The sequence below is a fragment of the Micromonospora salmantinae genome, assembly GCF_022230905.1.
GTDB lineage: Bacteria > Actinomycetota > Actinomycetes > Mycobacteriales > Micromonosporaceae > Micromonospora > Micromonospora salmantinae.
On the sequence record NZ_JAKKFG010000001.1, the window covers coordinates 161,011 to 180,115 of the forward strand.

At 71.8% G+C, this 19,105-nt stretch carries 23 protein-coding genes; 6 read left to right on the forward strand and 17 right to left on the reverse strand.

The genetic code is table 11. From position 1 onward, the window contains the following. Window positions 1–35 precede the first annotated feature (35 nt). Window positions 36–500, reverse strand: coding sequence for an Lrp/AsnC family transcriptional regulator (locus PSH03_RS00735; protein ID WP_210787437.1), 465 nt, complete (start codon window positions 498–500; stop codon window positions 36–38). Window positions 501–559: 59 nt separating this feature from the next. On the opposite strand from PSH03_RS00735, the gene ddaH reads away from it, so the two are divergent. Then, on the forward strand, window positions 560–1,393 hold the full coding sequence (ddaH, locus tag PSH03_RS00740; RefSeq protein ID WP_238687948.1) for a dimethylargininase: 834 nt from the start codon (window positions 560–562) through the stop codon (window positions 1,391–1,393). Between the two features lie 67 nt (window positions 1,394–1,460). On the opposite strand, the gene PSH03_RS00745 is transcribed toward ddaH, so the two are convergent. Then, complete coding sequence (locus PSH03_RS00745) at window positions 1,461–2,648, reverse strand: ABC transporter substrate-binding protein (protein ID WP_210787438.1); 1,188 nt, start codon at window positions 2,646–2,648, stop codon at window positions 1,461–1,463. Window positions 2,649–2,728: 80 nt separating this feature from the next. Beyond that, a complete protein-coding gene (locus PSH03_RS00750; RefSeq protein ID WP_238687949.1) occupies window positions 2,729–3,526 on the reverse strand; it encodes an alpha/beta hydrolase family protein in 798 nt (265 codons plus the stop codon). 84 nt (window positions 3,527–3,610) lie between these two features. On the opposite strand from PSH03_RS00750, the gene PSH03_RS00755 reads away from it, so the two are divergent. Continuing rightward, entirely contained in the window at window positions 3,611–4,213 is a 603-nt protein-coding gene (locus PSH03_RS00755) for a bacterial proteasome activator family protein (RefSeq protein WP_091396749.1), read from the forward strand. 2 nt (window positions 4,214–4,215) lie between these two features. Here the strand turns inward: PSH03_RS00755 and PSH03_RS00760 are convergent, their stop codons facing one another. The 3 genes from PSH03_RS00760 to PSH03_RS00770 form a co-directional block, all read right to left on the reverse strand. Continuing rightward, window positions 4,216–5,028 carry an HAD family hydrolase gene (locus PSH03_RS00760; RefSeq protein WP_210787440.1) on the reverse strand — a complete coding sequence of 271 codons (813 nt, stop codon included), beginning with the start codon at window positions 5,026–5,028 and terminating at the stop codon, window positions 4,216–4,218. Continuing rightward, window positions 5,028–5,849: an HAD family hydrolase gene (locus tag PSH03_RS00765; protein ID WP_238687950.1), complete on the reverse strand. Its 822-nt coding sequence runs from the start codon at window positions 5,847–5,849 to the stop codon at window positions 5,028–5,030. Before PSH03_RS00765 ends, PSH03_RS00760 begins: the two co-directional genes overlap by 1 nt. Before the next feature lie 286 nt (window positions 5,850–6,135). Next, on the reverse strand, window positions 6,136–6,873 hold the full coding sequence (locus PSH03_RS00770) for a hypothetical protein (RefSeq protein ID WP_238687951.1): 738 nt from the start codon (window positions 6,871–6,873) through the stop codon (window positions 6,136–6,138). A 132-nt stretch (window positions 6,874–7,005) separates the two neighbouring features. On the opposite strand from PSH03_RS00770, the gene PSH03_RS00775 reads away from it, so the two are divergent. From PSH03_RS00775 to PSH03_RS00785, 3 genes are all read left to right on the forward strand, one after another. Next, the gene (locus PSH03_RS00775) at window positions 7,006–7,437 is read left to right on the forward strand and encodes an OsmC family protein (RefSeq protein WP_091396762.1); all 432 of its coding nucleotides are present in this window, start codon (window positions 7,006–7,008) and stop codon (window positions 7,435–7,437) included. Between the two features lie 148 nt (window positions 7,438–7,585). Next, window positions 7,586–7,933: a metallopeptidase family protein gene (locus tag PSH03_RS00780; RefSeq protein ID WP_196924705.1), complete on the forward strand. Its 348-nt coding sequence runs from the start codon at window positions 7,586–7,588 to the stop codon at window positions 7,931–7,933. Between the two features lie 169 nt (window positions 7,934–8,102). Then, window positions 8,103–8,825, forward strand: coding sequence for an AIM24 family protein (locus PSH03_RS00785; RefSeq protein ID WP_210782753.1), 723 nt, complete (start codon window positions 8,103–8,105; stop codon window positions 8,823–8,825). An 87-nt stretch (window positions 8,826–8,912) separates the two neighbouring features. On the opposite strand, the gene pheA is transcribed toward PSH03_RS00785, so the two are convergent. From pheA to PSH03_RS00810, 5 genes are all read right to left on the reverse strand, one after another. Further along, window positions 8,913–9,866: a prephenate dehydratase gene (gene pheA, locus PSH03_RS00790; protein WP_210782751.1), complete on the reverse strand. Its 954-nt coding sequence runs from the start codon at window positions 9,864–9,866 to the stop codon at window positions 8,913–8,915. 10 nt (window positions 9,867–9,876) lie between these two features. Next, window positions 9,877–10,494, reverse strand: a complete 618-nt coding sequence (locus tag PSH03_RS00795; protein WP_308194339.1) for a hypothetical protein — start codon at window positions 10,492–10,494, stop codon at window positions 9,877–9,879. 84 nt (window positions 10,495–10,578) lie between these two features. Continuing rightward, window positions 10,579–10,968 (reverse strand): ACT domain-containing protein, encoded by a 390-nt coding sequence (locus PSH03_RS00800; protein ID WP_238687952.1) that lies wholly within the window; start codon window positions 10,966–10,968, stop codon window positions 10,579–10,581. Window positions 10,969–11,043: 75 nt separating this feature from the next. Continuing rightward, entirely contained in the window at window positions 11,044–11,502 is a 459-nt protein-coding gene (locus PSH03_RS00805; RefSeq protein WP_112583869.1) for a hypothetical protein, read from the reverse strand. Between the two features lie 169 nt (window positions 11,503–11,671). After that, window positions 11,672–12,409, reverse strand: coding sequence for a hypothetical protein (locus tag PSH03_RS00810; protein ID WP_112583868.1), 738 nt, complete (start codon window positions 12,407–12,409; stop codon window positions 11,672–11,674). A gap of 163 nt (window positions 12,410–12,572) precedes the next feature. On the opposite strand from PSH03_RS00810, the gene PSH03_RS00815 reads away from it, so the two are divergent. Continuing rightward, window positions 12,573–13,790, forward strand: coding sequence for an arginine deiminase (locus PSH03_RS00815; RefSeq protein ID WP_091396783.1), 1,218 nt, complete (start codon window positions 12,573–12,575; stop codon window positions 13,788–13,790). A gap of 96 nt (window positions 13,791–13,886) precedes the next feature. On the opposite strand, the gene PSH03_RS00820 is transcribed toward PSH03_RS00815, so the two are convergent. The 6 genes from PSH03_RS00820 to PSH03_RS00845 all read right to left on the reverse strand — a co-directional run bounded on the left by PSH03_RS00820 (window position 13,887) and on the right by PSH03_RS00845 (window position 18,934). Then, window positions 13,887–14,774 (reverse strand): DUF5926 family protein, encoded by an 888-nt coding sequence (locus PSH03_RS00820; RefSeq protein ID WP_210782745.1) that lies wholly within the window; start codon window positions 14,772–14,774, stop codon window positions 13,887–13,889. A gap of 59 nt (window positions 14,775–14,833) precedes the next feature. After that, on the reverse strand, window positions 14,834–15,253 hold the full coding sequence (locus tag PSH03_RS00825; protein ID WP_238687953.1) for an ATP-binding protein: 420 nt from the start codon (window positions 15,251–15,253) through the stop codon (window positions 14,834–14,836). A 61-nt stretch (window positions 15,254–15,314) separates the two neighbouring features. After that, window positions 15,315–16,769: a PAS domain-containing sensor histidine kinase gene (locus tag PSH03_RS00830; RefSeq protein ID WP_210782740.1), complete on the reverse strand. Its 1,455-nt coding sequence runs from the start codon at window positions 16,767–16,769 to the stop codon at window positions 15,315–15,317. Window positions 16,770–16,823: 54 nt separating this feature from the next. Beyond that, window positions 16,824–17,612, reverse strand: a complete 789-nt coding sequence (locus PSH03_RS00835) for a glycerophosphodiester phosphodiesterase (protein ID WP_210782738.1) — start codon at window positions 17,610–17,612, stop codon at window positions 16,824–16,826. A 10-nt stretch (window positions 17,613–17,622) separates the two neighbouring features. Then, window positions 17,623–17,958 (reverse strand): rhodanese-like domain-containing protein, encoded by a 336-nt coding sequence (locus tag PSH03_RS00840; RefSeq protein WP_030487745.1) that lies wholly within the window; start codon window positions 17,956–17,958, stop codon window positions 17,623–17,625. 58 nt (window positions 17,959–18,016) lie between these two features. Further along, window positions 18,017–18,934 carry an LCP family protein gene (locus PSH03_RS00845; RefSeq protein WP_238687954.1) on the reverse strand — a complete coding sequence of 306 codons (918 nt, stop codon included), beginning with the start codon at window positions 18,932–18,934 and terminating at the stop codon, window positions 18,017–18,019. Window positions 18,935–19,105: the final 171 nt, after the last annotated feature.

The following is a 19,105-nucleotide window of genomic DNA, read 5'->3' on the forward strand; positions in this document are numbered from 1 at the left end:
TCGGGGCCAGTCCATCTCCTCAACCTGGGTTGAGGTCAAGAGGCGCCGGCGGACGGGCCGACGCCGGGCGATTCGACCAGCCGGGAGAGCACGATGGTGCTGCGGGTGGAGGTCACGAAGGACTCGGCACGCAGCCGCTCCAGTGCCGCCTCCAGGTGGGCGATGTCGGCGGCGCGCAGGTGCACGAGTGCGTCCGCCTCCCCGGAGACGGTGTACGCGCCGACCACCTCGGGGTGTCGGCGGGCGGCCACGCCGATCTGCGCCGGGGTGGTCCGCCCGGCGCAGAACAACTCGACGAAGGCCTCCGTGGTCCAGCCGACGGCGGCCGGATCAACGACGGCCGTGAATCCCCTGATCACACCGGTGGCGCGCAGTCGGTCGACGCGACGTTTGACCGCTGGGGCGGAGAGTGACACCCGGGCACCGATGTCGGCGTACGACGCACGGGCGTCCGCGACGAGTAACGCAATGATCCGCTGGTCTACCGCATCTATCTGCAACGTTCCGCCTCTGGGAAGCAACGCTTGTGGCTGTTTTCAAAGTTCCACGGTACCTACTCTTGGTGACCGTGAACCAGCAGCGTTTCCCGCGAAAGCGGACATATCTCATGTGCTCGCCGGAATACTTCGCGGTCGAGTACGCGATCAACCCGTGGATGGACGTGACCACCCCGGTCGACCGGGGCCTGGCCGTCAAGCAGTGGGACCGGCTGCGCGAGACGCTTGTCGGCCTCGGCCACGACGTGCACCTGCTCACCGCCGAGCAGGGCCTGCCCGACATGGTCTACGCCGCCAACGGCGGCTTCGTGGTGGACGGCAGCGTCTACGGCGCCCGGTTCAAGCACGAACAGCGGGCCGCCGAGGCCGTCGCCCACCACGCCTTCTACGAGGCGCAGGGCTGGCGGTTCATCGCACCCAGCGAGACAAACGAGGGTGAGGGCGACTTCGCGTACGTGCCGGAGGCGCACGGCGGGCTCATCCTGGCCGGGCACGGCTTCCGTACCGAGATTCCCGCCCACGCGGAGGCGCAGGAGGCGCTGGGTCGTCCGGTGGTGTCGCTGCGCCTGATCGACCCCCGTTTCTACCACCTGGACGTTGCGCTCGCGGCCATCGACGACGCGAACGTCGTCTACTTCCCGGGCGCGTTCTCCGCGGCCAGCCAGCGGGTGCTCACCCAGCTCTTCCCGGACGCGGTGATCGCCGACGACGAGGACGCGATGGCCTTCGGGCTCAACCTGGTCAGCGACGGCGCGAACGTGGTGCTCAACAGCGAGGCCACCCGGCTGGCCGGCAAGCTCAAGGCGGCCGGGTACACCCCGGTCCCGGTCGAGTTGGCCGAGCTGAAGAAGGGCGGCGGCAGCGTGAAGTGCTGCATCGCCGAGCTGCGGCACTGACCCGCGAACGTCTCGGGGCCGGTCTCCCACTGGGAGACCGGCCCCGAATCGTGCTCCGGGTGGGCGTTCAGCCCAGCGTGGCCAGCTCGTTGATCAGCACGTTCGACATGACCTGACCGTCGCGCTGCACCTCGCGCAGGTACCACTTCTGCTGCGGGGTACGCGGCTGGTTGAACTGCCAGATGCCGCGCGGGCTGTCGATCTGGCCGATCTTGCCCAGGGCCAGGTTGACCTGCTGCGGCGTGGGCTTCCCACCGGTCAGCTGGATGGCCTGGTCGAGCACCTGCGCCGCGTCGTACGACGCCATCGCGTACGTGGTGGGGGTGACCTGGTACTTCTTGCGGTACGCCGAGGCGAAGACCCGGTTCGACGTGTTGTTCAGGTCGGCCGAGTAGTTCAGCGCGGTCTGGATGCCCAGCGCGTTGTCCTTCAGGTTCTCCAGCACGGTGCCCTCGGTGAGGAAGCCGGGTGCGTAGATCGGCCCGGCGAACCTCTCGCGCAGCTGCTTGATGAACTCCACAGCTGCCGCTCCGGCGAAGAAGCAGAAGACCGCTGTGGGCTTCTTGGCCAGCGCCTTGGTGATGTCGGAGGCGTACGTCGTCTTGCCGGGGTTGGAGGTGGCGTTGGTGTAGGTCACCGGGTCGCCGATCCGCGGGTCGGTCGCGCCGAACTCCTGCCGGAAGCCGCGGACCACGTCGGGGCTGCCGACGTTCTCCGGCATGATGATCGCGATGCGGCCGTTCGCCGGCAGTTGGTCGCGCAGGTAGCGGCCCAGCGCCTTGCCAGCCTCGTCGAGCACGTACGAGGTCCGCCAGATGTAGAAGACGCTCTGCAGGCTGCTCGGTGAGGCGTTGGAGCCGATCAGCGGGACCCGGGCCTGCTCCACTGTGTCCCGGATGCCGACCATCACCGCCGAGTTGACCACGCCGGTGAGTGCCAGCACGCCCTGCTTGAGCAGGCCCTCGACGGCAGCCTTGCCCGTCTTCGCGGTGTCGCCCTCGTCGGCGGTCAGCAGCTCCACGGGGTGGCCGCCCAGCCGCTGGTCGTGAAGGTCGAGGAAGAGCTGGAAGCCATTGGTGATGTCGTCGCCGATGCTCTTGAAACCACCAGCCTGCGGCGTGATCAAACCGATCTTGATCGGGCCCCGGTTGGCGCTCGGATCGGCGTCACCGTCTGAGCCACACGCGGCGACGAACCCGGTGGTACCGAGCGCGGCCAACAGTTGGAGCGCCCGCCTGCGATTCATCTGCGACACCGAGTTCCTTCCAAGGATGCGTACAGGGCCGAACACCGCCCCACCGGCGTTCTACCTGGTCCGCGACGCTGCGTCAATGGCTAGTGATCATCGTGCAGGGACCGCAACACGGCGAGGACCTGAGGCCAGGCGACGGCCTCCGGGTCGATCAGCCCGAAATGCTCGCATCCAGGCAGTTCAACAAGGGAAATATCGGAACCAGTGACACGCGCCTCCGCGACGAAATCCCGGCTCATCTCGACCGGAACCTGGCGATCGTCCGAGCCATGGACGACTACTGTCCGTGCTCGTATCGGTACCAACATCCGTGGATCCGCGCTCGCGTACCGGTCGGGGAACTGCGCCGGGCCGCCGCCGAGCAGCGCGGCGACCGCGCCCGAGTCCAGATCCCGCCGGTACGCCTCGCCCAGATCGGCCACCGGGGCCAGGGCGAGCACCCCGCCCACCGTTGCCGGAGCGGTGGCCGCCACGTACAGCGCCAGGTGGCCGCCGGCGGAGTGCCCGACCAGGATCGGCGGGGCCAGGCTCACCCGGCCGGGCAGCGCCTCGGCCGCCAGCACCGGCAGCTCGGCCACCCCGGTCAACACGTCGGTCAGGGTGCCCGGCCAGCCACCCCCGGGCTGCCCGGTACGGCGGTATTCCAGCTGCGCCACCGGGTAGCCGTCAGCGGCGAGGGCCGCGGCCAACGGGCCGGTGTGCCGTCGGTCGTACTCGGCCCGCCAGAAGCCGCCGTGCAGGACGACGACCAGCGGCCGGGCCGGCCCGGCTCCCGCCGGGAGGCGCAGATCGGCCACCTGGTCCGGGTGGTCCCCGTACGCCACTGTCCGGTCGGGCTCGGGTGCGGGCCGGGTCAACACGGCGCGCGGGTCGACAGGCATGGCGCGACGGTAGCGCGCCCCGCCCGGGTGGTTCGGCCCCGGTAGTCGGTCCCGGCCGGCATGGTTCGCGCCCGCTGGGTAAAGATGGACCCCATGACCGAAGCGCGCTCCGCTGGACAGAACGACGAGCCCGGCCCCGACGACTCCGGCCACTCCGGCACCGTGGTGGTGGTTGGCCCGGACGGCCGGCCGATCGGCACGATGCAGACCGACGAGGGCCAAGGCGAGGACCCGACCCGCCTGGTCGAACAGCCGGCCAAGGTGATGCGGATCGGCAGCATGATCAAGCAGTTGCTGGAGGAGGTGAAGGCCGCACCTCTCGACGACGCCAGCCGCAACCGGATGCGGGAGATCCACGAGCGGTCGATCGTCGAGCTCAAGGAGGGCCTCGCCCCCGAGCTGCGCGACGAGCTGGAGCGCATCTCGTTGCCCTTCGCCGAGGACAAGGCCCCCAGCGAGGGCGAGCTGCGGATCGCGCACGCCCAGCTCGTCGGCTGGCTGGAGGGCCTGTTCCACGGCATCCAGGCGGCCCTGGTGGCCCAGCAGATGGCCGCCCGGGTGCAGCTGGAGCAGATGCGCGGCGGCCGGCAGGCACTGCCCAGCGGCCCCGGTGGGGTAGTCCCCGGGATGCCGGGCATCGGCCAGCCGGGCGGCGGCGAGGGTCACAACACCGGTCAGTACCTCTGACCTCAGTCCACCCCGAAGATCTTCTCCAGGTACGCCGCCACGCCGTCCTCGGTGTTCGCCGTCGTCACGTCGTCGGCGACCGCCAGGACGGCGCGGTGCGCGTTGGCCACCGCCACACCACGCCCGGCCCAGGTCAGCATCGGCACGTCGTTGGGCATGTCGCCGAAGGCCAGCACGTCCGCCGCGGCCACCCCGAGCTGGTCGCAGTACCAGGCCAGTCCCGCCGCCTTGGTCACCCCGGCCGCCGAGATCTCCACCAGCCCGGAGGACGACGAGTGCGTGGCCTCGGCCAACCCCGCCACCGCCGTGGCGATCAGCTCGGCGAAGGCATCCGGGTCCTGCTCGCCGGCTCGGGCGAGGAGCTTCACCGCCGGCACCGAGAGCAACTCCTCCGGCGTCTCGATCGGCCGAATGCCGTTGGCGTCGGCATCCCACCGCAGCGGGTAGTGCGCCTCGTGCCGCATCTCCCGGCTGTCCAGGATCTCCACGGCGAAGCTGATCCCGGGCACCTCGGCCCGTAGCCTCCGGGCCACCTCGGCCAGGTGGTGCGGGGCGAGCGGGTCAGCCCGCACCACCTCGTCCTCGAACGGGTCGTAGACCACGGCGCCGTTCGCGCAGACCGCCGGCAGCGGTCGGGCGAGCTGGTCGTACACCATCTTGAGCCAGCGGACCGGACGGCCGGTGACCAGGACGACCGGCGTGCCTCGCGCGGAGATCCGCGCGAGCAGGTCGGCGGTACGTGGGCTGACGGTGTGGTCGTCGCGGATCAGCGTGCCGTCGATGTCGGTGGCGATGAGGCGGGGTGTGTCTCCCATTACCGGGACAGTAGCCGGTCCAGATACACCGCCACCCCGTCGTCGTCGTTGCGCAAGGTCACCTCGTCGGCGGCGGCGCGCAGCGCGGGGTGTGCGTTGGCCACTGCCACCCGGGACCAACCGGCCCACTCGAACATCGGCAGGTCGTTGGGCATGTCACCGAAGACCAGCACATCGGCCGGGTCGACCCCGAGCGTCTGCGCCACCACGGTCAGCCCGGTCGCCTTGTCCACGCCGGGCGGGGAGATCTCGATGAAGCCGAGCCCGGCCTGGGTGAGCGTGGCGACCTGCGGCGAGACGATCCGGCGGGCCACCGCCAGCAGCTCGTCCACGTGATGGTCGGCGGTCCGGGCGAACGCCTTGATCACGTCGCAGGCGAGGCACTCGTCGCGAGTGCGCGCCTCGAAGCGGTCCTGGTAGGGCCAGCTCTCGTGGTAGTCGCCCCACAGCGGGGCGTCGTGCTCGTCGGACGCCTCGACCATCACGGTCAGCGGGCCGACCTCCGTCTCCAGGTCGGCGAGGAGTGGGGCCAGCACCTCGGCGGGCAGCCGCTCGTCGCGGAGCACCACCGGGCCGCTCGGGTCGCTCTGGTCGACCACCCGTCCGCCGCCGGCCATCACGAGGAAGTCGGCGGCACGGATGTCGTTGCGGGTCAACTCGGTCAACCGAGGGCCGCGTCCGGTTGCGCCGACCACCGGAATTCCGGCGGCGCGCACCCGGTCGAGCACCCCATGGGTGTACGCGGAGACGGTGTCATCGCTGCGGACCAGCGTCCCGTCGAGGTCGGTCGCGATCAACTTGGGCAGTCCCGGGCGGGTCATTGTTCCTCCTTCGCCCACCGCCGTCGCACCGCCAGGATCAGCGAAACCGAGTCCCAGAGTGACGGCGGGCAGCAACCGTACCTCGCGAAACGGGCCCCAACCATGGCTTCCAGGCGAATCGGACGCCAACCCCCAGCGCCCGTGAGGTGTCCCGCAGCGCCGCCCCCACCTCACCGCGCGATCTTGCACTTTCGGTTGCCGTTTCGCGTGCTTATGGGCCCTATGCCGGGACAGCAAACGCAAGATCGGCGCGGGGTGGGGGGTGCGGGGTGGGGTGGGGTGGGGGTTAGGGCTGGGGGTCGGGGCGGGCGAAGGGGGCGGCGGGGGTGACTGTCAGGTCGGCTGGGGCGGGGAGGCCGTCCTCGATCGGGTCGGGGTCACGGCGGCGGCGCCGGGGGCGCGGTGCTGGCGGGTCGGCGGGGCGGTCGTCGTCCGGCGGCCCGAACGCGTCGGGGGGTGCGGCGGGGGTCAGCCGCAGGGCGGCCGCGAACAGCACGCAGGCCACGAACGCCATCACCAGCCCACGGCCGTACTCGACCTGGAAGCCGTCCTGGGGCGAGTAGAAGAAGTTTCGCTGACCGGGGTTGTCGAGGCTGGCCGTGGCAGCCACCAGCAGCGCCAGCAGGGCACCGGCCACTGTGAGACCGGCCAGCCGGGCGTTCGGCCGCACGGCCGCCGTGCCGCGCAACGTCAGCGCCACGGTGCAGACGAGGGCAAGAAGCCCGACCAGGTAGCCGACCCCGAAGCCACCGACCTCGGACACCCCGGCGGGCACCTTGATCGTCGTGTTCCCCTCGGGCCCGCCGTTCGGCAGGTTCATCACCAGCCACTCACCGACGAGCGAGGCGATCGCGGCCACCGCGCCCAGACCGGCGAGCAGCAGGGGCAGACGAGGATCCTGCGTGAAGTCGGCCAGGGACCAGGCGAAGCGGCGTCGCGGGGCCGGCTCGTCGGCACCCCACTCGATCACCGCCGGGGCCTCGGATCGGTCGCCCTGCCGCGGGATCGGAAGCTCCTCGGACATCGGCCACCCTTCCGCCCTGTCACGGACCTGGGTCGCATCATGGCACAGCAAGCTGGTGGTGACAGGGATCGCAGGGCTGGCGAGCGCGCCGGTCTGTCGCTCGGCGGTCGCCTTTCCGCTAGCGTTTGCCCCATGCCTATCCGTACCGCTTCAGCACAATGGCAGGGCAATCTCACCGAGGGCGCGGGCACCATCCGCACCGGTAAGGGCGGCCTGTCCGGCAACTACTCCTTCAAGTCGCGCTTCGAGGAGGGTGAGGGCACCAACCCCGAGGAGCTGATCGCCGCCGCGCACGCCGGCTGCTTCTCGATGGCGTTCTCCAAGGCGCTTGCCGACGCGGGCTCGACGGCCACCTCGGTCGAGACCACCGCCAAGGTGCACCTGGACAAGACCGACGCCGGCATGACGGTCACCCGGATCGACCTGGAGACTGTCGGCCAGGTCCCGGGGATCGACGACGCGGAGTTCCAGAAGCTCGCCGAGGCCGCCAAGGCCAACTGCCCGATCTCTCGCCTGCTCTCGCCGGGTGCCGAGATCACCCTCAACGCCCGCCTGGCTGCCTGAGCCAACCGGCCCGCCCGTACGTCCACGGAAGGAGCCTCCGCCCGATCCAGGGTGGTCGCTTCTTCCGTGCATGTGCGGATGACGGCCACTGTCGTCCGGCAGGACCGGGCCGCGTGCCCCCGCGTCGGGCACAATGGGCGAGGTGCCGGTGGAGATGAGCCGTGAGCGCTTCGAGGAGTTGGTCGGCGAAGCCCTCGACGAGGTGCCCGAAGAACTACTCGGCCTGATGAACAACGTGGTGATCCTGGTCGAGGACGACCCGCCACCGGGAGAGGTCGACCTGCTCGGCCTCTACGAGGGGCATGCGCTCACCGAGCGCGGCTGGGACTACTCCGGTGTGCTGCCCGACCGGATCTTCATCTACCGCCGTCCGATCCTGCGGATCTGCGACAACGACGAGGACGTCATCGACGAGGTGGCGGTGACAGTGGTGCACGAGATCGCCCACCACTTCGGCATCGACGACGCGCGGTTGCACGCGCTCGGCTGGGGCTGAGCCCCGCCGCTCGACGCCCGCCCCCGCCGCTCGACGCCCGCCCCCGCCGCTCGACGCCCGCCCCCGCCGTTCGATCCGCCCGCGCCGCGCCGCCCGTCCGATGGCCGGTGCTTGCCGAGGTCGCCTACCGTCGGTGCAGCGAACGCGACCCTATTCAGGAGGCCCTTTCATGCGCAGCGAGCTGTTCTCCGCGGAGAATCTGGAGAAGGAGTCCGCGCAGCCCGGCATGCGGTTGCAGAACTCCAAGATGTTGAAGATCGAGCTCAACGGCGAGGCGATGGCCCGGGTCGGGTCGATGGTCGCCTACCAGGGCAATGTGCAGTTCCAGGCGTTGGGTTCCGGCGGGCTCGGCAAGTTCCTCAAGCAGAAGCTCACCGGCGAGGGCGTCCCGCTGATGAAGGTCACCGGGCAGGGTGACGTCTTCCTCGCCGAGCTGGCCAAGGACGTGCACATCATCGACCTGGAGCCGGGCGACTCCCTCTCCATCAACGGCAGCAGCGTGCTCGCCTTCGACTCCACCCTCCAGTACGACATCAGGATGGTCGGCGGCGCCGGGATGGCGTCCTCGTCCGGCCTCTTCAACTGTGTGTTCACCGGCTACGGGCGGATCGCCATCACCACCAGGGGCACCCCGGTCGTGCTGAACGTGGACGCTCCGACGTACGTCGACCCCCAGGCCGCGGTCTGCTGGTCGGCCAACCTCCAGACCGGCTACCACCGGGCCGAACAGCTCGGCCTCGGCACTCTGCTCGGGCGTCGCACCGGTGAGTCGTTCACCATGAGCTTCGCCGGTCAGGGCTTCGTCGTGGTGCAGCCGTCCGAGGAGCCGCCGATCATGGGCAGTGGCCAGCAGCAGCAGGAGGGCGGTCTGCTCGGCGGTCTGCTGAGCTGACCGGGAGTGGCGCTGGCCGCACCGGACCTGTCGGGCTGACCGCAGCGGCGCGGGCGCTCCCGTTCTCTTGGGGGCGCTCCGCGCCGGTCAGGTCAACTCACCGGTACGCAGGCGGGTCAGCCAGGCCACCGCGTCGGCGTAGTCGACGTCGGAGAGCCCCGCTGGCGCGGGCACCGGGCGTTCGCCCGCCTCGGCCCACCGGTGCCGGGGGTAGGACCCCAGGAAGCGGACGTCGGCACAGACCCTGCGGAGCCCCTGCAACGCCTCGCCCAGGCGTACGTCGGCCACGTGGCCGGTGCAGTCCAGGAAGAAGACGTAGCGGCCCAACGCCTCGCCGGTCGGCCGGGATTCGATCCGGGTCAGGTTGACCCCACGGACGGCCAACTCCATCAGCACGGACAGCAGCGCGCCGACGCGGTCGTGGGCGATGTAGACCGCGAGCGAGGTGAGGTCGTCACCGGTCGGCGGCGGTGGCGGCCCGGGGCGGGACACCAGCGCGAACCGGGTCACCGCGTCGGGGTGGTCGGCGATCTTGTCGGCGAGTGTGGTGAGTCGGTGCCGGGAGGCTCCGATCGGTGCGCAGATCGCCGCGTCGTACTCACCCGTGCCGGCGCCGGCGGCGGCCGCGCCGTTGGAGAGCACGTCGACCACCACGGCGTCGGGCAGGTGGTTGCGCAACCAGCCCCGGCACTGGGTGGACGCCTGTGGATGGGCCGCCACGGTGCGGATCGAGGTCAGCGGGGTGTCGGGCCGCGCGGCGAGTACGAACTCCACCGGCAGGATCACCTCCCGGGTGATCACCAGCGGCTCGCCCTCGGCCATCTCGTCCAGCGTGACGCCCACCGCGCCGCCGATCGAGTTCTCCAGTGGCACCAGCGCGGCGTCGGCGTCGCCGGCGCGGACGCTGTCCAGCGCCTCTCCGACGCTGCGGGCGGGCGTACGGGTGCCGCGCTCGGCGGCGGGTATGGAACGCAGGGCCTGCTCGGCGAAGGTGCCCTCCGGCCCGAGGAAGACGAAACGTGTCGGCGGTGTTCCCGGCATGCCGATCAGCCTACGCACCCGGCCCGTTGGCCGGGCCGGCGTCACAGGCGAGGGCGCGAATCCCGGCCGGGCTGGTGGCGCGTACCTCGATGGTGCAGACGTCCGTGCCGGCGGTGACCAGCACCGGGGAACCGGGCTCGCCCCGGGTGATCACCTGGAGTTCCTCGTGCCCGGTCACCGTCAGCACCGTGAACTGCCAGTCAGCGGCGCAGAGCGGCCCGGTGCGGACCTGGACCCGGACGTTCGCCGGCAGCACTCCGGCCCGGCCGCGCAACAGTTGCAGCACCCGCTGGCCGGTCGGCCCGTTGCGGCAGGCCGTCGCGACCAACCCGGCGTCCGGGGTGGGCGTGACCGTACCGGGAGACGGCGCGGTGGTGGGCGGGGTGGCCGGTGCGGTGCTCGGTCCGGACGGTGTCGGGGCTGCGGTGTGGGTGGGCACGCTGGTCGGCTCCCCCAGCCCGGGTGGGGCGCCGCAGCCGGCCAGCGCCGCGACGGCGAGCGCGATCGGCAGGACTCGGGCGAGGCTCCGCGCCGGAACGCGATCGGCTGCCCGGCCAGCAGCCGCCGGTGGGGGGTGGATCGTCGACCGCGGTGAGGGGGACGCGGGCGGGGGTGGGGTGAACGGCACGGGCCGATCCTCGGGACATCGGAGAATTCGTCGCGGCCGGGGTGGCCGAGCCCATCGTAGGGCGAGCGGCGGGTCGGGTGAAGGTCAGCCGGTGACGCGGTGCCCGGCGCGCTGGAGCGCGGCCGTGCCCTCGATCAAACGGACGGTAGGCACCAGCAGATAGTCGGTGTCGAACGTGGAGAAGGTGACGGCGCTGACCCGTGCCTCGGCGAGCGGGTCGACCAGCGCGGCAAGGCTGCCGGTGCCGGCCAGGGCCACCGGGGCGGTGACCCGTAGGCAACGCCAGGTCGTCTCCACCACGGCCTGTGCCGGCGCCCGCTCGGTCGGGCAGATCACGGAGATCCCGTCGGAGGTCCAGCTCACCGTCACCACGTCCGCGTCGCGCAGCCCGCTTGACAGCGCGTACGGCAGGGTGGTGCCGGGGGCGAGCCGGCACACAGCGTATTCCCCCGGCAGCAGGGCGATATCGAGCATGAGGGCACCCTACGGCCTTCGTGTGGACCCGCCCGGGCAACGCCGCGTGCGGCGAGGGACACACTGCGCCGCAGGTCAGACCTCGGAGAAGAAGGTGAGTGAGCCGGCCACGGTGCCGTCGGTGAGCACCGGGGTGGAGATCGCGTCTACTGTCGCGTCGGAGCTGTTCGCCGAGGCGGCCTGCACCCTGAGTAGCCCACGGGCGAGCCGGCCGGAGGAGAGCGCCAGCAGGGGCGGAATCTTGTCGATCTCGGCTTCGGTCAGCTCGCCCCGGTTGGCGGTGAAGTCGAGCAGGCGCAGCCCGCCATCGAGCAACGGTCGCCCGATCAGCCCGGCCGGCTCACCGAGACAGAGCAGCTCGCAACCGGCCGTGGAGATCGCCACCACCCGGGTGTCGGCGTCGATCAGCAGGCACGGCTCGTCCGCCCGGGAGACTGTCGACGACCATTGGCCGACGTTGTCGGACTCCGGCTCTGTCGAGGCCCGCGCCGCCGGCACGAACGCTTCCGAGAGCGAAAGTTCGACGTGGGCCACCGCGCCTCCTATGTGCACCGATCGACTGTCCACGCTAGCGGGTCGCCGACGGAATCACCGAGCGCACCGGGTCACCGGGGCGCGCAGCGTGAACCGAGGCGACCGGTGACGGCGCGGAGACCGGTGAGGTGAACGGGGGGACCGGAGCCGCGTGGCGTCGCCGGTGACGTTACCGGCGGTGGGCCGGCTTGTCAGCGGCCGTTCGGCCCTCGTCGTACCACCGGTAGTCGGCGGTTGGACGGTACGTGCCGTTCAGCCAGGTGCCCGGGTGCTGTGCGACCCGGGAAAGCTTCTCGGCTGTGGCCGGGCTGATCCGGCTGCCGCCGGCGACGAGCAGCCGGTCCAGTTCCCGGTGGGTGGCCATCAGACAGTCCTTCGGAAGGCCGTAGACGCTGATCACGCCCGAGCCGACGAAGGTCAGCACCGGCGTCACCGGAACGGGCAGCCCCACCGCCTCGGAGAGCGCCTTGCTGGCCCGCTTGGCGTCCCGGCGGGACTCGGCCACGTACGGAGGCCGCTTGCCGTTGATCTGCACCACGTCGCCGGCGACGAGCACCCTGGCTCGGCCGTGGTCGGCGATGGTCACGGCAAACAGGCCACTCGGCCCGATGGCGAGGAACCCGGCTCGTTCGTCCTGACCGCGGTCGAGGACGTCCGTCACGTCGGTGCGCGGCCACTCGATCACGTGCCAGGCAGGCCCGAGGTGGTCGAGTTGGCCCAACGCCCGTGCCCCGGCCGCCTCCAGGCGGCGTGCACCCCGCTCGGCCCGACGGCGGCGGGCCCACTCGAGCGGGGTCGGACGGACCGGTTCGAGAACCCCCGGCGCCTCGACGCGGGGGTGTGGCACCGCGACGGGCGGCAGTGCCCGAGCGGACGGTACGGCTCGTCGTGCGGGAAAGACAGTCATCGCGACCTCCGGCAAAAGGTCCCTCGAAGTTATGTCCTCACTACCCTACGTTGCCACTACCGGTGTTCTGCAAGCCGGAGCGCCGGAATGACTGTGGATGAATGCCATATTCATCCACAGTTCTTTTCTCGGATGCCGCTAAACCCTGCCCTACGCTGCGGGAGTGACCCACTACGTCGACAGTGAAGTCGGGCGGCTCGGCACCGTACTGCTGCACCGGCCCGGCCCCGAACTGGCCCGGCTCACCCCGCGCAACAACGACTCGCTCCTGTTCGACGCGATCCCCTGGGTGGGGCGCGCCCAGGAGGAGCACGACGCGTTCGCCGCCGCCCTGCGCGAGCGCGGCGTCGAGGTGCTCTACCTGGCCACCCTGCTGGCCGAGACGCTGGCCGTCGCGGACGCCCGGGCCGAACTCACCGAGCAGGTGCTGCGCTCCCGGCGGCTCGGCGACACGCTGCGCGCCCGTGTCGCCGACCACCTCTCCTACCTGGACCCGGCCGCGCTCGCCGACGTGCTCACCGCCGGGCTGGCCCACGAGGAGTTGCGGATCAGCTCCGAGCGACCGGGTGGGCTGGTCTACACGCTGATGGACCGACACGACTTCGTCATCGACCCGTTGCCCAACCTGCTCTTCACCCGCGACTCGTCGCTGTGGATCGGCGACCGGGTCGGTGTCACCAGCCTGGCCATGCCGGCCCGCCGCCGGGAGACCACACTGACCGACGCCATCTACCGCCACCACCCCCGGTTCGCCGGCACCGAGTTCGTCTACCGCCCCAGCCTGGAGCACCTGGAGGGCGGGGACGTGCTGCTGCTCGCGCCCGGGGTGCTGGCGGTCGGGGTGGGCGAGCGGACGACCCCGGCCGGCGCGGAACGCCTCGGTCGGCAGGTCTTCGCCGCCGGCCTGGCCCACACCATCCTGGTGGTGCCGATCGCCCAGAAGCGCGCCACCATGCACCTGGACACCGTGTGCACGATGGTCGACGTGGACGCCGTCCTGATGTACCCCAACATCGCGAGCACGCTGTCCGCGTACACGGTGATCGCCGGCGGGGACGGCGAGGACCCCCGGGTGGACGGGCCGGCGCCGTTCCTGCGGGCCGCCGCCGACGCGATGGACCTCGACCTGCTCCGGGTCATCGACACCGGGCTGGATCCGGTCACCGCGGAACGCGAGCAGTGGGACGACGGCAACAACACTCTCGCGCTGGCCCCCCGGCTCTGCGTCGGCTACGAGCGCAACACGGAGACCAACGCCCAACTGGAGCGGGCCGGCATCGAGGTGATCCCGATCGCCGGCTCCGAGTTGGGCTCCGGTCGGGGCGGGCCGCGCTGCATGTCCTGCCCGATCACCCGCGACCCGCTACCCGTCGCCGGCTGAGCACACGACCGGCCCGTCACCCCGCTGAGCGGTACGACCCCGGCTGAGCGAGACGCCGCCTGAGCTCGCCCGGCCGAGCGGAACGACGGCCCCGGCTCAGCGCAGGGTGAGCTGGCGGCCGAGCAGCCCCTGACGGGCCCGGCGGCCGGCGGCGTCGAGTGGGTCGGCGACGGTGAGCGCCTCGGCGTAGCGCTTGGCGAACTGCGCCACCGGCTCCTCCCACTCGGCGGCCGGGGTCTCCTCCGGCAGGTCCCAGACCGGCACGAGTCGACCGTGCGCGCGGAACATGCCGGCGAACTTGGTCTGCTCGCCGAGCGTCAGCGTGCCGGCCGCGCCGAGTCGGGCCAGCGCGTCCAGGGCGGCGTCCTCGTCGTCCGGCAGCACCCAGCGCACGTGGGCCTTCTCCGGGACCTGACACCAGTACGCGGCCTTCGCCGCGGTCAGCCGGACCGTCGGGTAGATGGCCGCGTTCGCCCGCTCCAGCGACGCCTGGACGGTCGGATCGTCGGCCGCTCCGGGGTCGAGCCAGAAGTCGAAACCGTCGTGCATGGTGATGTCCAGCGGACCGTCCACGAGGATGTCCTGCAGCCGCGGCCCGGGGCCGGGCAGTGGCGGCACTGCCACCTGGCCACCCGGCTCGGCACGCAGCGCGCTGAGCAACGCGTCGGCCAGGTCCCGCGACACGTCGCCGGACTGCTGGTGGCGCTGGAGACCGATCAGCACCCGGCCGTCCGGCTTGGTGATCGCCGGCGCGGCCATCGGCAGCACCGTGGCGAGCGTCGCCGCCCGGTCGCCGAATTCCTCGACCAGGGCGGGTGCCAGGCGCAGCGGGGCCGAGGCGGCGGGCACCAACTCGCGCAGCGCGATCCACTCGGACTCGTCGACCAGCCCGTCGAACGGACGCGGCACGAAGACGTCTCGCACCTTGTCGCGACGGGGGGTGGTGTCGGCGGCGGCGCGCTGGCTCTTTCGACGCTTACTCACGGCGTCACAGCCTAGAGCCCCGAGCGGCTCGCCGTGACCGGGACCCGCCCGAGCCGTCCTCAGCCCGCCGACACCAGGTCGGGTCGAGGTGTCGGCGCCGGGTCGAACTCCGCCCAGACGCGCTGGCCCATGCCGTCCCGCTCGACGCCCCAACGGGTGGCCAGGCCGGCGACGATGTGCAGCCCGCGCCCGTCCGCCGCGTCCGGGTTGGCCGTCCGGAGCCGCGGCCCGGTGCTCGCGCTGCCGCCGTCGGTGACCCGAAGCTGGATCAGTGCGCCCTCGGCCGAGGGCCGCAGCTGCCAGGCAACCCGGATCACGCCGCCGGGCAGCGGTCTGGCGTGCCGCACCGCGTTGCCCACCAGCTCCGCGAGCACCGCGATCAGGTCCGCGAGGAGCGTCGGGGGTACGACATCCGTCAGCTCGGCGGCGAGCCGGTGTCGGGCCAGCCGTGCCCCGCCCGGGTGGTGGGGAACCACCACGCACCAGGCTCGATCCCTCGTTGCCGCTGCCACCGTCGCCTCCACGTCGCGCCACCCCTGGTCAACCGCGTGGTAGCCGCACCTCTGCGACCGTACCGCCGCCGGTCCTCGGACGTAGGGATACCCATCCATTCTGCTGTTCAACGATCCGACGGACGAGATAGAGGCCGAGCCCGGCCCCCGGGTAGCCGCGACGGTCGCCGGACTCGCCCTGCCAGAACCGGTCGAACGCCCGTTCCACGTGCTCGGGTCGGATGCCGATGCCCTGGTCGCTGACCCGGAACGCCACCAGATGACCGTCGCCGGAGGCGGTGATCTCGATGGGAGAACCAGGTGCCGAGTATTTACCGGCGTTGGTCGTCAACTCGGTCAGCACGGTGGCCAGGCTGGGCCGGTGACCGAGCGCCTTGGGTAGATCGCTCGGGAGGCGGAGCACCAGCCGGCGGCGCAGCTCCGCCGGCAGGTCGACGACGGCGGAACGCAGCGCCTCGCCGAGGTCGAACGGGGTGGGAGGGTCGTCGCCCGGCCCTACCTCGGCCGCCGAGCTGAGCAGACGGTCGACCAGCCGGGCCAGCTCGTTGGCGCGTTGCCCGATCACCCGGGCCGCCTGCCGTCGGTCGACGTCGGTCAGCGACTCCCAGTGGTCGGTGAGGGTGTCCGCGTACCCCTTGATGACGGTGACCGGGGTGCGCAGCTCGTGGCTGGTCACCGCGACGAACAGCTCTCGGTCGTGGTCGCGGCGCTGCTGGTCGGTGATGTCGCGGAAGGTGACCACCCGTAACGTTCCCGGGCCGGGCAGGTCGCCGGAGGTGATCCGCAGCCAGCGGCCGTCCGGCATCCGGTGGTCCCGAACCTGCCCGGAGGGCGGCAGTGGGAACGGCAACGGGTGGCTCAGCGCCTGCTCGACCGTCCGGCCGGTGACCTGGGCGGCTGCCGGGTTCCAGAGCCGGACGTGCCCGTCCCGGTCGACGACGGCCAGCCCGTCGGCGAGGGCCGCCACCACCGGGCCGTCGCCGTGCACCGGCAGGCCACTCTGGTCGCCGTACATGTGCCCGACGCAGGAGGCGAGATAAGCGATCACCCCCTGCTGCTCGGCACCCGGCTCGTCGTCGCCCGGGTAGAGCGCGTGCAGGCTGCCGACGGTGTGCCCGCCGATCTCGGCCCGGGAGACGACCATCCGGCGCAGGCCGCTGCCGGCCAGTTCGCCGGCCAGCTTGCCGTTGAGGTCACTCACCCGCGCCTGGCGTACCCGTGGCCCGGAGAGCAGGCAGACGGTGTCCGGGTCGTCGACAGCCAGTGGTCGGCCGAGGGCCCACTCCGCCGCGCCGGTCGCGGCGATGACGCGACCGCCGGTCGGACCGAACTCGACGAACGCCATCCCGGTGGCGCCGAGCGCAGGCTGGGCCACCCGGAGCAGTTGGGTGAGGACCGGCAGGCCCGCGTCCCCAGAGTTGATCATCTCGATCACGACGGTGTGGCCGGCGAGGAGAGCGGGGAAATCGATACGCTCCGGCATGTGCCGAGTCTGCCCCGCCGACCGGGTTTTGGGCACCCCCGCCCGGTCGATGGGTCAGCGGTCCAGCCGGGCGAGGGCGTACGCGGGCCGGTCGGTGATGATCCCGTCCACGCCGGCGGCCAGCACCAGCTCCAGGTCGGTCGGCTCGTTGACCGTCCAGACGTACACCTGGTTGCCGGCCGCGCGCAGTGCGGGCAGCAGCTGCGGGCGGGCCCGGACCAGGCCGATGCCCGGCCCGGCGATCCGGGTGCCGAACGGCAGCCGACCCAACCGCAGCCAGCGCGGCAGCACTTCCAGCAACAGCACGGTGGGCAGCGTCGGGGCCAGCTCGCGCACCCGACGGACCGCCAGCGGGGAGAACGACATGACGGTGACCTGCACCGGGTCGTCCGGCGCGGGGTCGGCCAGCCCGTACCGGCGCAGCAGGCTGACCAGTCGCCGTTCCACGTTCGAGCCGTAGCGGGACGGGTGCTTCGTCTCCACCAGCAGTCGGACCGGTCGCCCGGCGGCGAGCACCGCGTCCAGGAGCCGGGCCAGGGTCAGCAGCCGGGTGTGCGACTCGTCCGGTGGCAGGTCGCCGATCGGGGCGCTGCCCGGGTGCCACGAGCCGAAGTCCAGGGCGTCCAGCTCGGCGAGCGTACGCGCGCTGACCAGACCGCGACCGTTGCTGGTGCGGTCGAGTCGTCGGTCGTGCACGCAGACCAGGTGCCCGTCCCGGGTCAGCCGGACGTCGCACTCCAGGCCGTCGGCGCCCTCGTCGAGGGCGCGCAGATACGCGGCGAGGGTGTGCTCGGGTAGGTCGAACGAGGCGCCGCGGTGCGCGAAGACCAGTGGCCCGCCCATTCCGCCGGCCTCAGATGACCTGGCCGGGCTGCCCGTTCGCGTCGACCACCGGTCGGCCGACCGCAGCCCACTGGCGCATCCCGCCGTCGGCGTTGCGTACCTGCTCCCAGCCGTTGTTGATCAGGTAGGCGACGACCTGGGCGGAACGTCCGCCGGAACGGCAGACGACAGCCACCTCCCGGTCGGTGGGCACCTCGGCCAGCCGGGCCGGCAGCTCCATCATCGGCAGGTGGTGGGCGGTGGGCGCGTGGCCGGCCGCCCACTCGTCGTCCTCCCGCACGTCCAGCAGGTAGGTCTCGTCGGCGATCTCGGTCACGGGCACGGTGGGAACCTGGGGTCCGAACACAGGAAGCAACACTAGATCCTCATGGGCCGGTTCGGCACCGACCGGGCCGTCGGCACCGTCACAACCGGGTCACCCAGCGAGGGTTGGCCTGCGCCCAGGCCGGCACCTCAGTGCCGCGGAGCGCCTCGAAGAGCCCGTTGCCGCCGTTGTCCAGCACCACGTACGAGACCTCGTCGATGGTCTGCGGCGAGGAGGGCACCTGGACGCCGCGCATCCCGTCGGGCGGCAGCGCGCGCAGCGCGAGGAGCAGGTCCTCCAGGGGTACGCCGTTGGTGTCGACGGTCAAGGAGCCGCCGACCGCCCGGAGCACCTGGTCCAGTTTGACGGGGTTGCTCCGCAGGTCCGCCCTGCCGGCGCTGTCCAACATCGCCCGGAGCAGCTGCTGCTGGTGGTGCTGCCGGTCGTAGTCACCGCCGGGCAGGTCGTAGCGCTGTCGGACGTAGTCCAGCGCCTGCGCGCCGTCCATCTGGTGGCAGCCGGTGGGGAAGACCCGGTTGGTGTGGATCGAGCGGACCTCGGTGTCCACGCACATCTCCACCCCGCCGAGCAGGTCGATGACCTTCCGGAAGCCGGAGAAGTCGATCAGCGCGGCGCCGTCGAACCGGATTCCGGTGAGCCGGTGCAGGGTGGCGGAGAGCAGTTGGGCGCCGGCCTGCCCGCCGCCGCCGTGCTCGTACGCGGCATTGATCTTGTCTTGACCGCCGCCGAAGCCGTTCGCAGGCGGGATGGCGACCAGCAGGTCACGCGGGATGGAGACCAGGTACGCCTCCCGCTGCCCGGCGGGGACGTGCACGATGAGGATGGTGTCGGAGCGTTGGTCGGGGCCGCTGTCGCCCGGGCGCCGGTCGGAGCCGACCAGGAGGTAGTTGAGCGGCCCGTCCAGGTCGGTGCGGTCGGTGCGGGCGTCGGCGTCGAGCAGTTGCTCCTTGGTCACCGTGCGGTCGTAGCGGTGGCTGAGCGTCTTGAGCCCGGCCACGGCGAGCCCCGCCAGTAGGACGAGAGCCAGGCCGATGCCGAGCAGGATCCGCGGCCAACGGGCGCGAGGCGACCGGGCGGACGGGGCCGTCCCGGCCCGGCCCGTTGCGTTCCGTCCCCACCTGGACGTGACCGCCTCCCCGCAGCCGATACGTGAAACCTGCTCACGTCA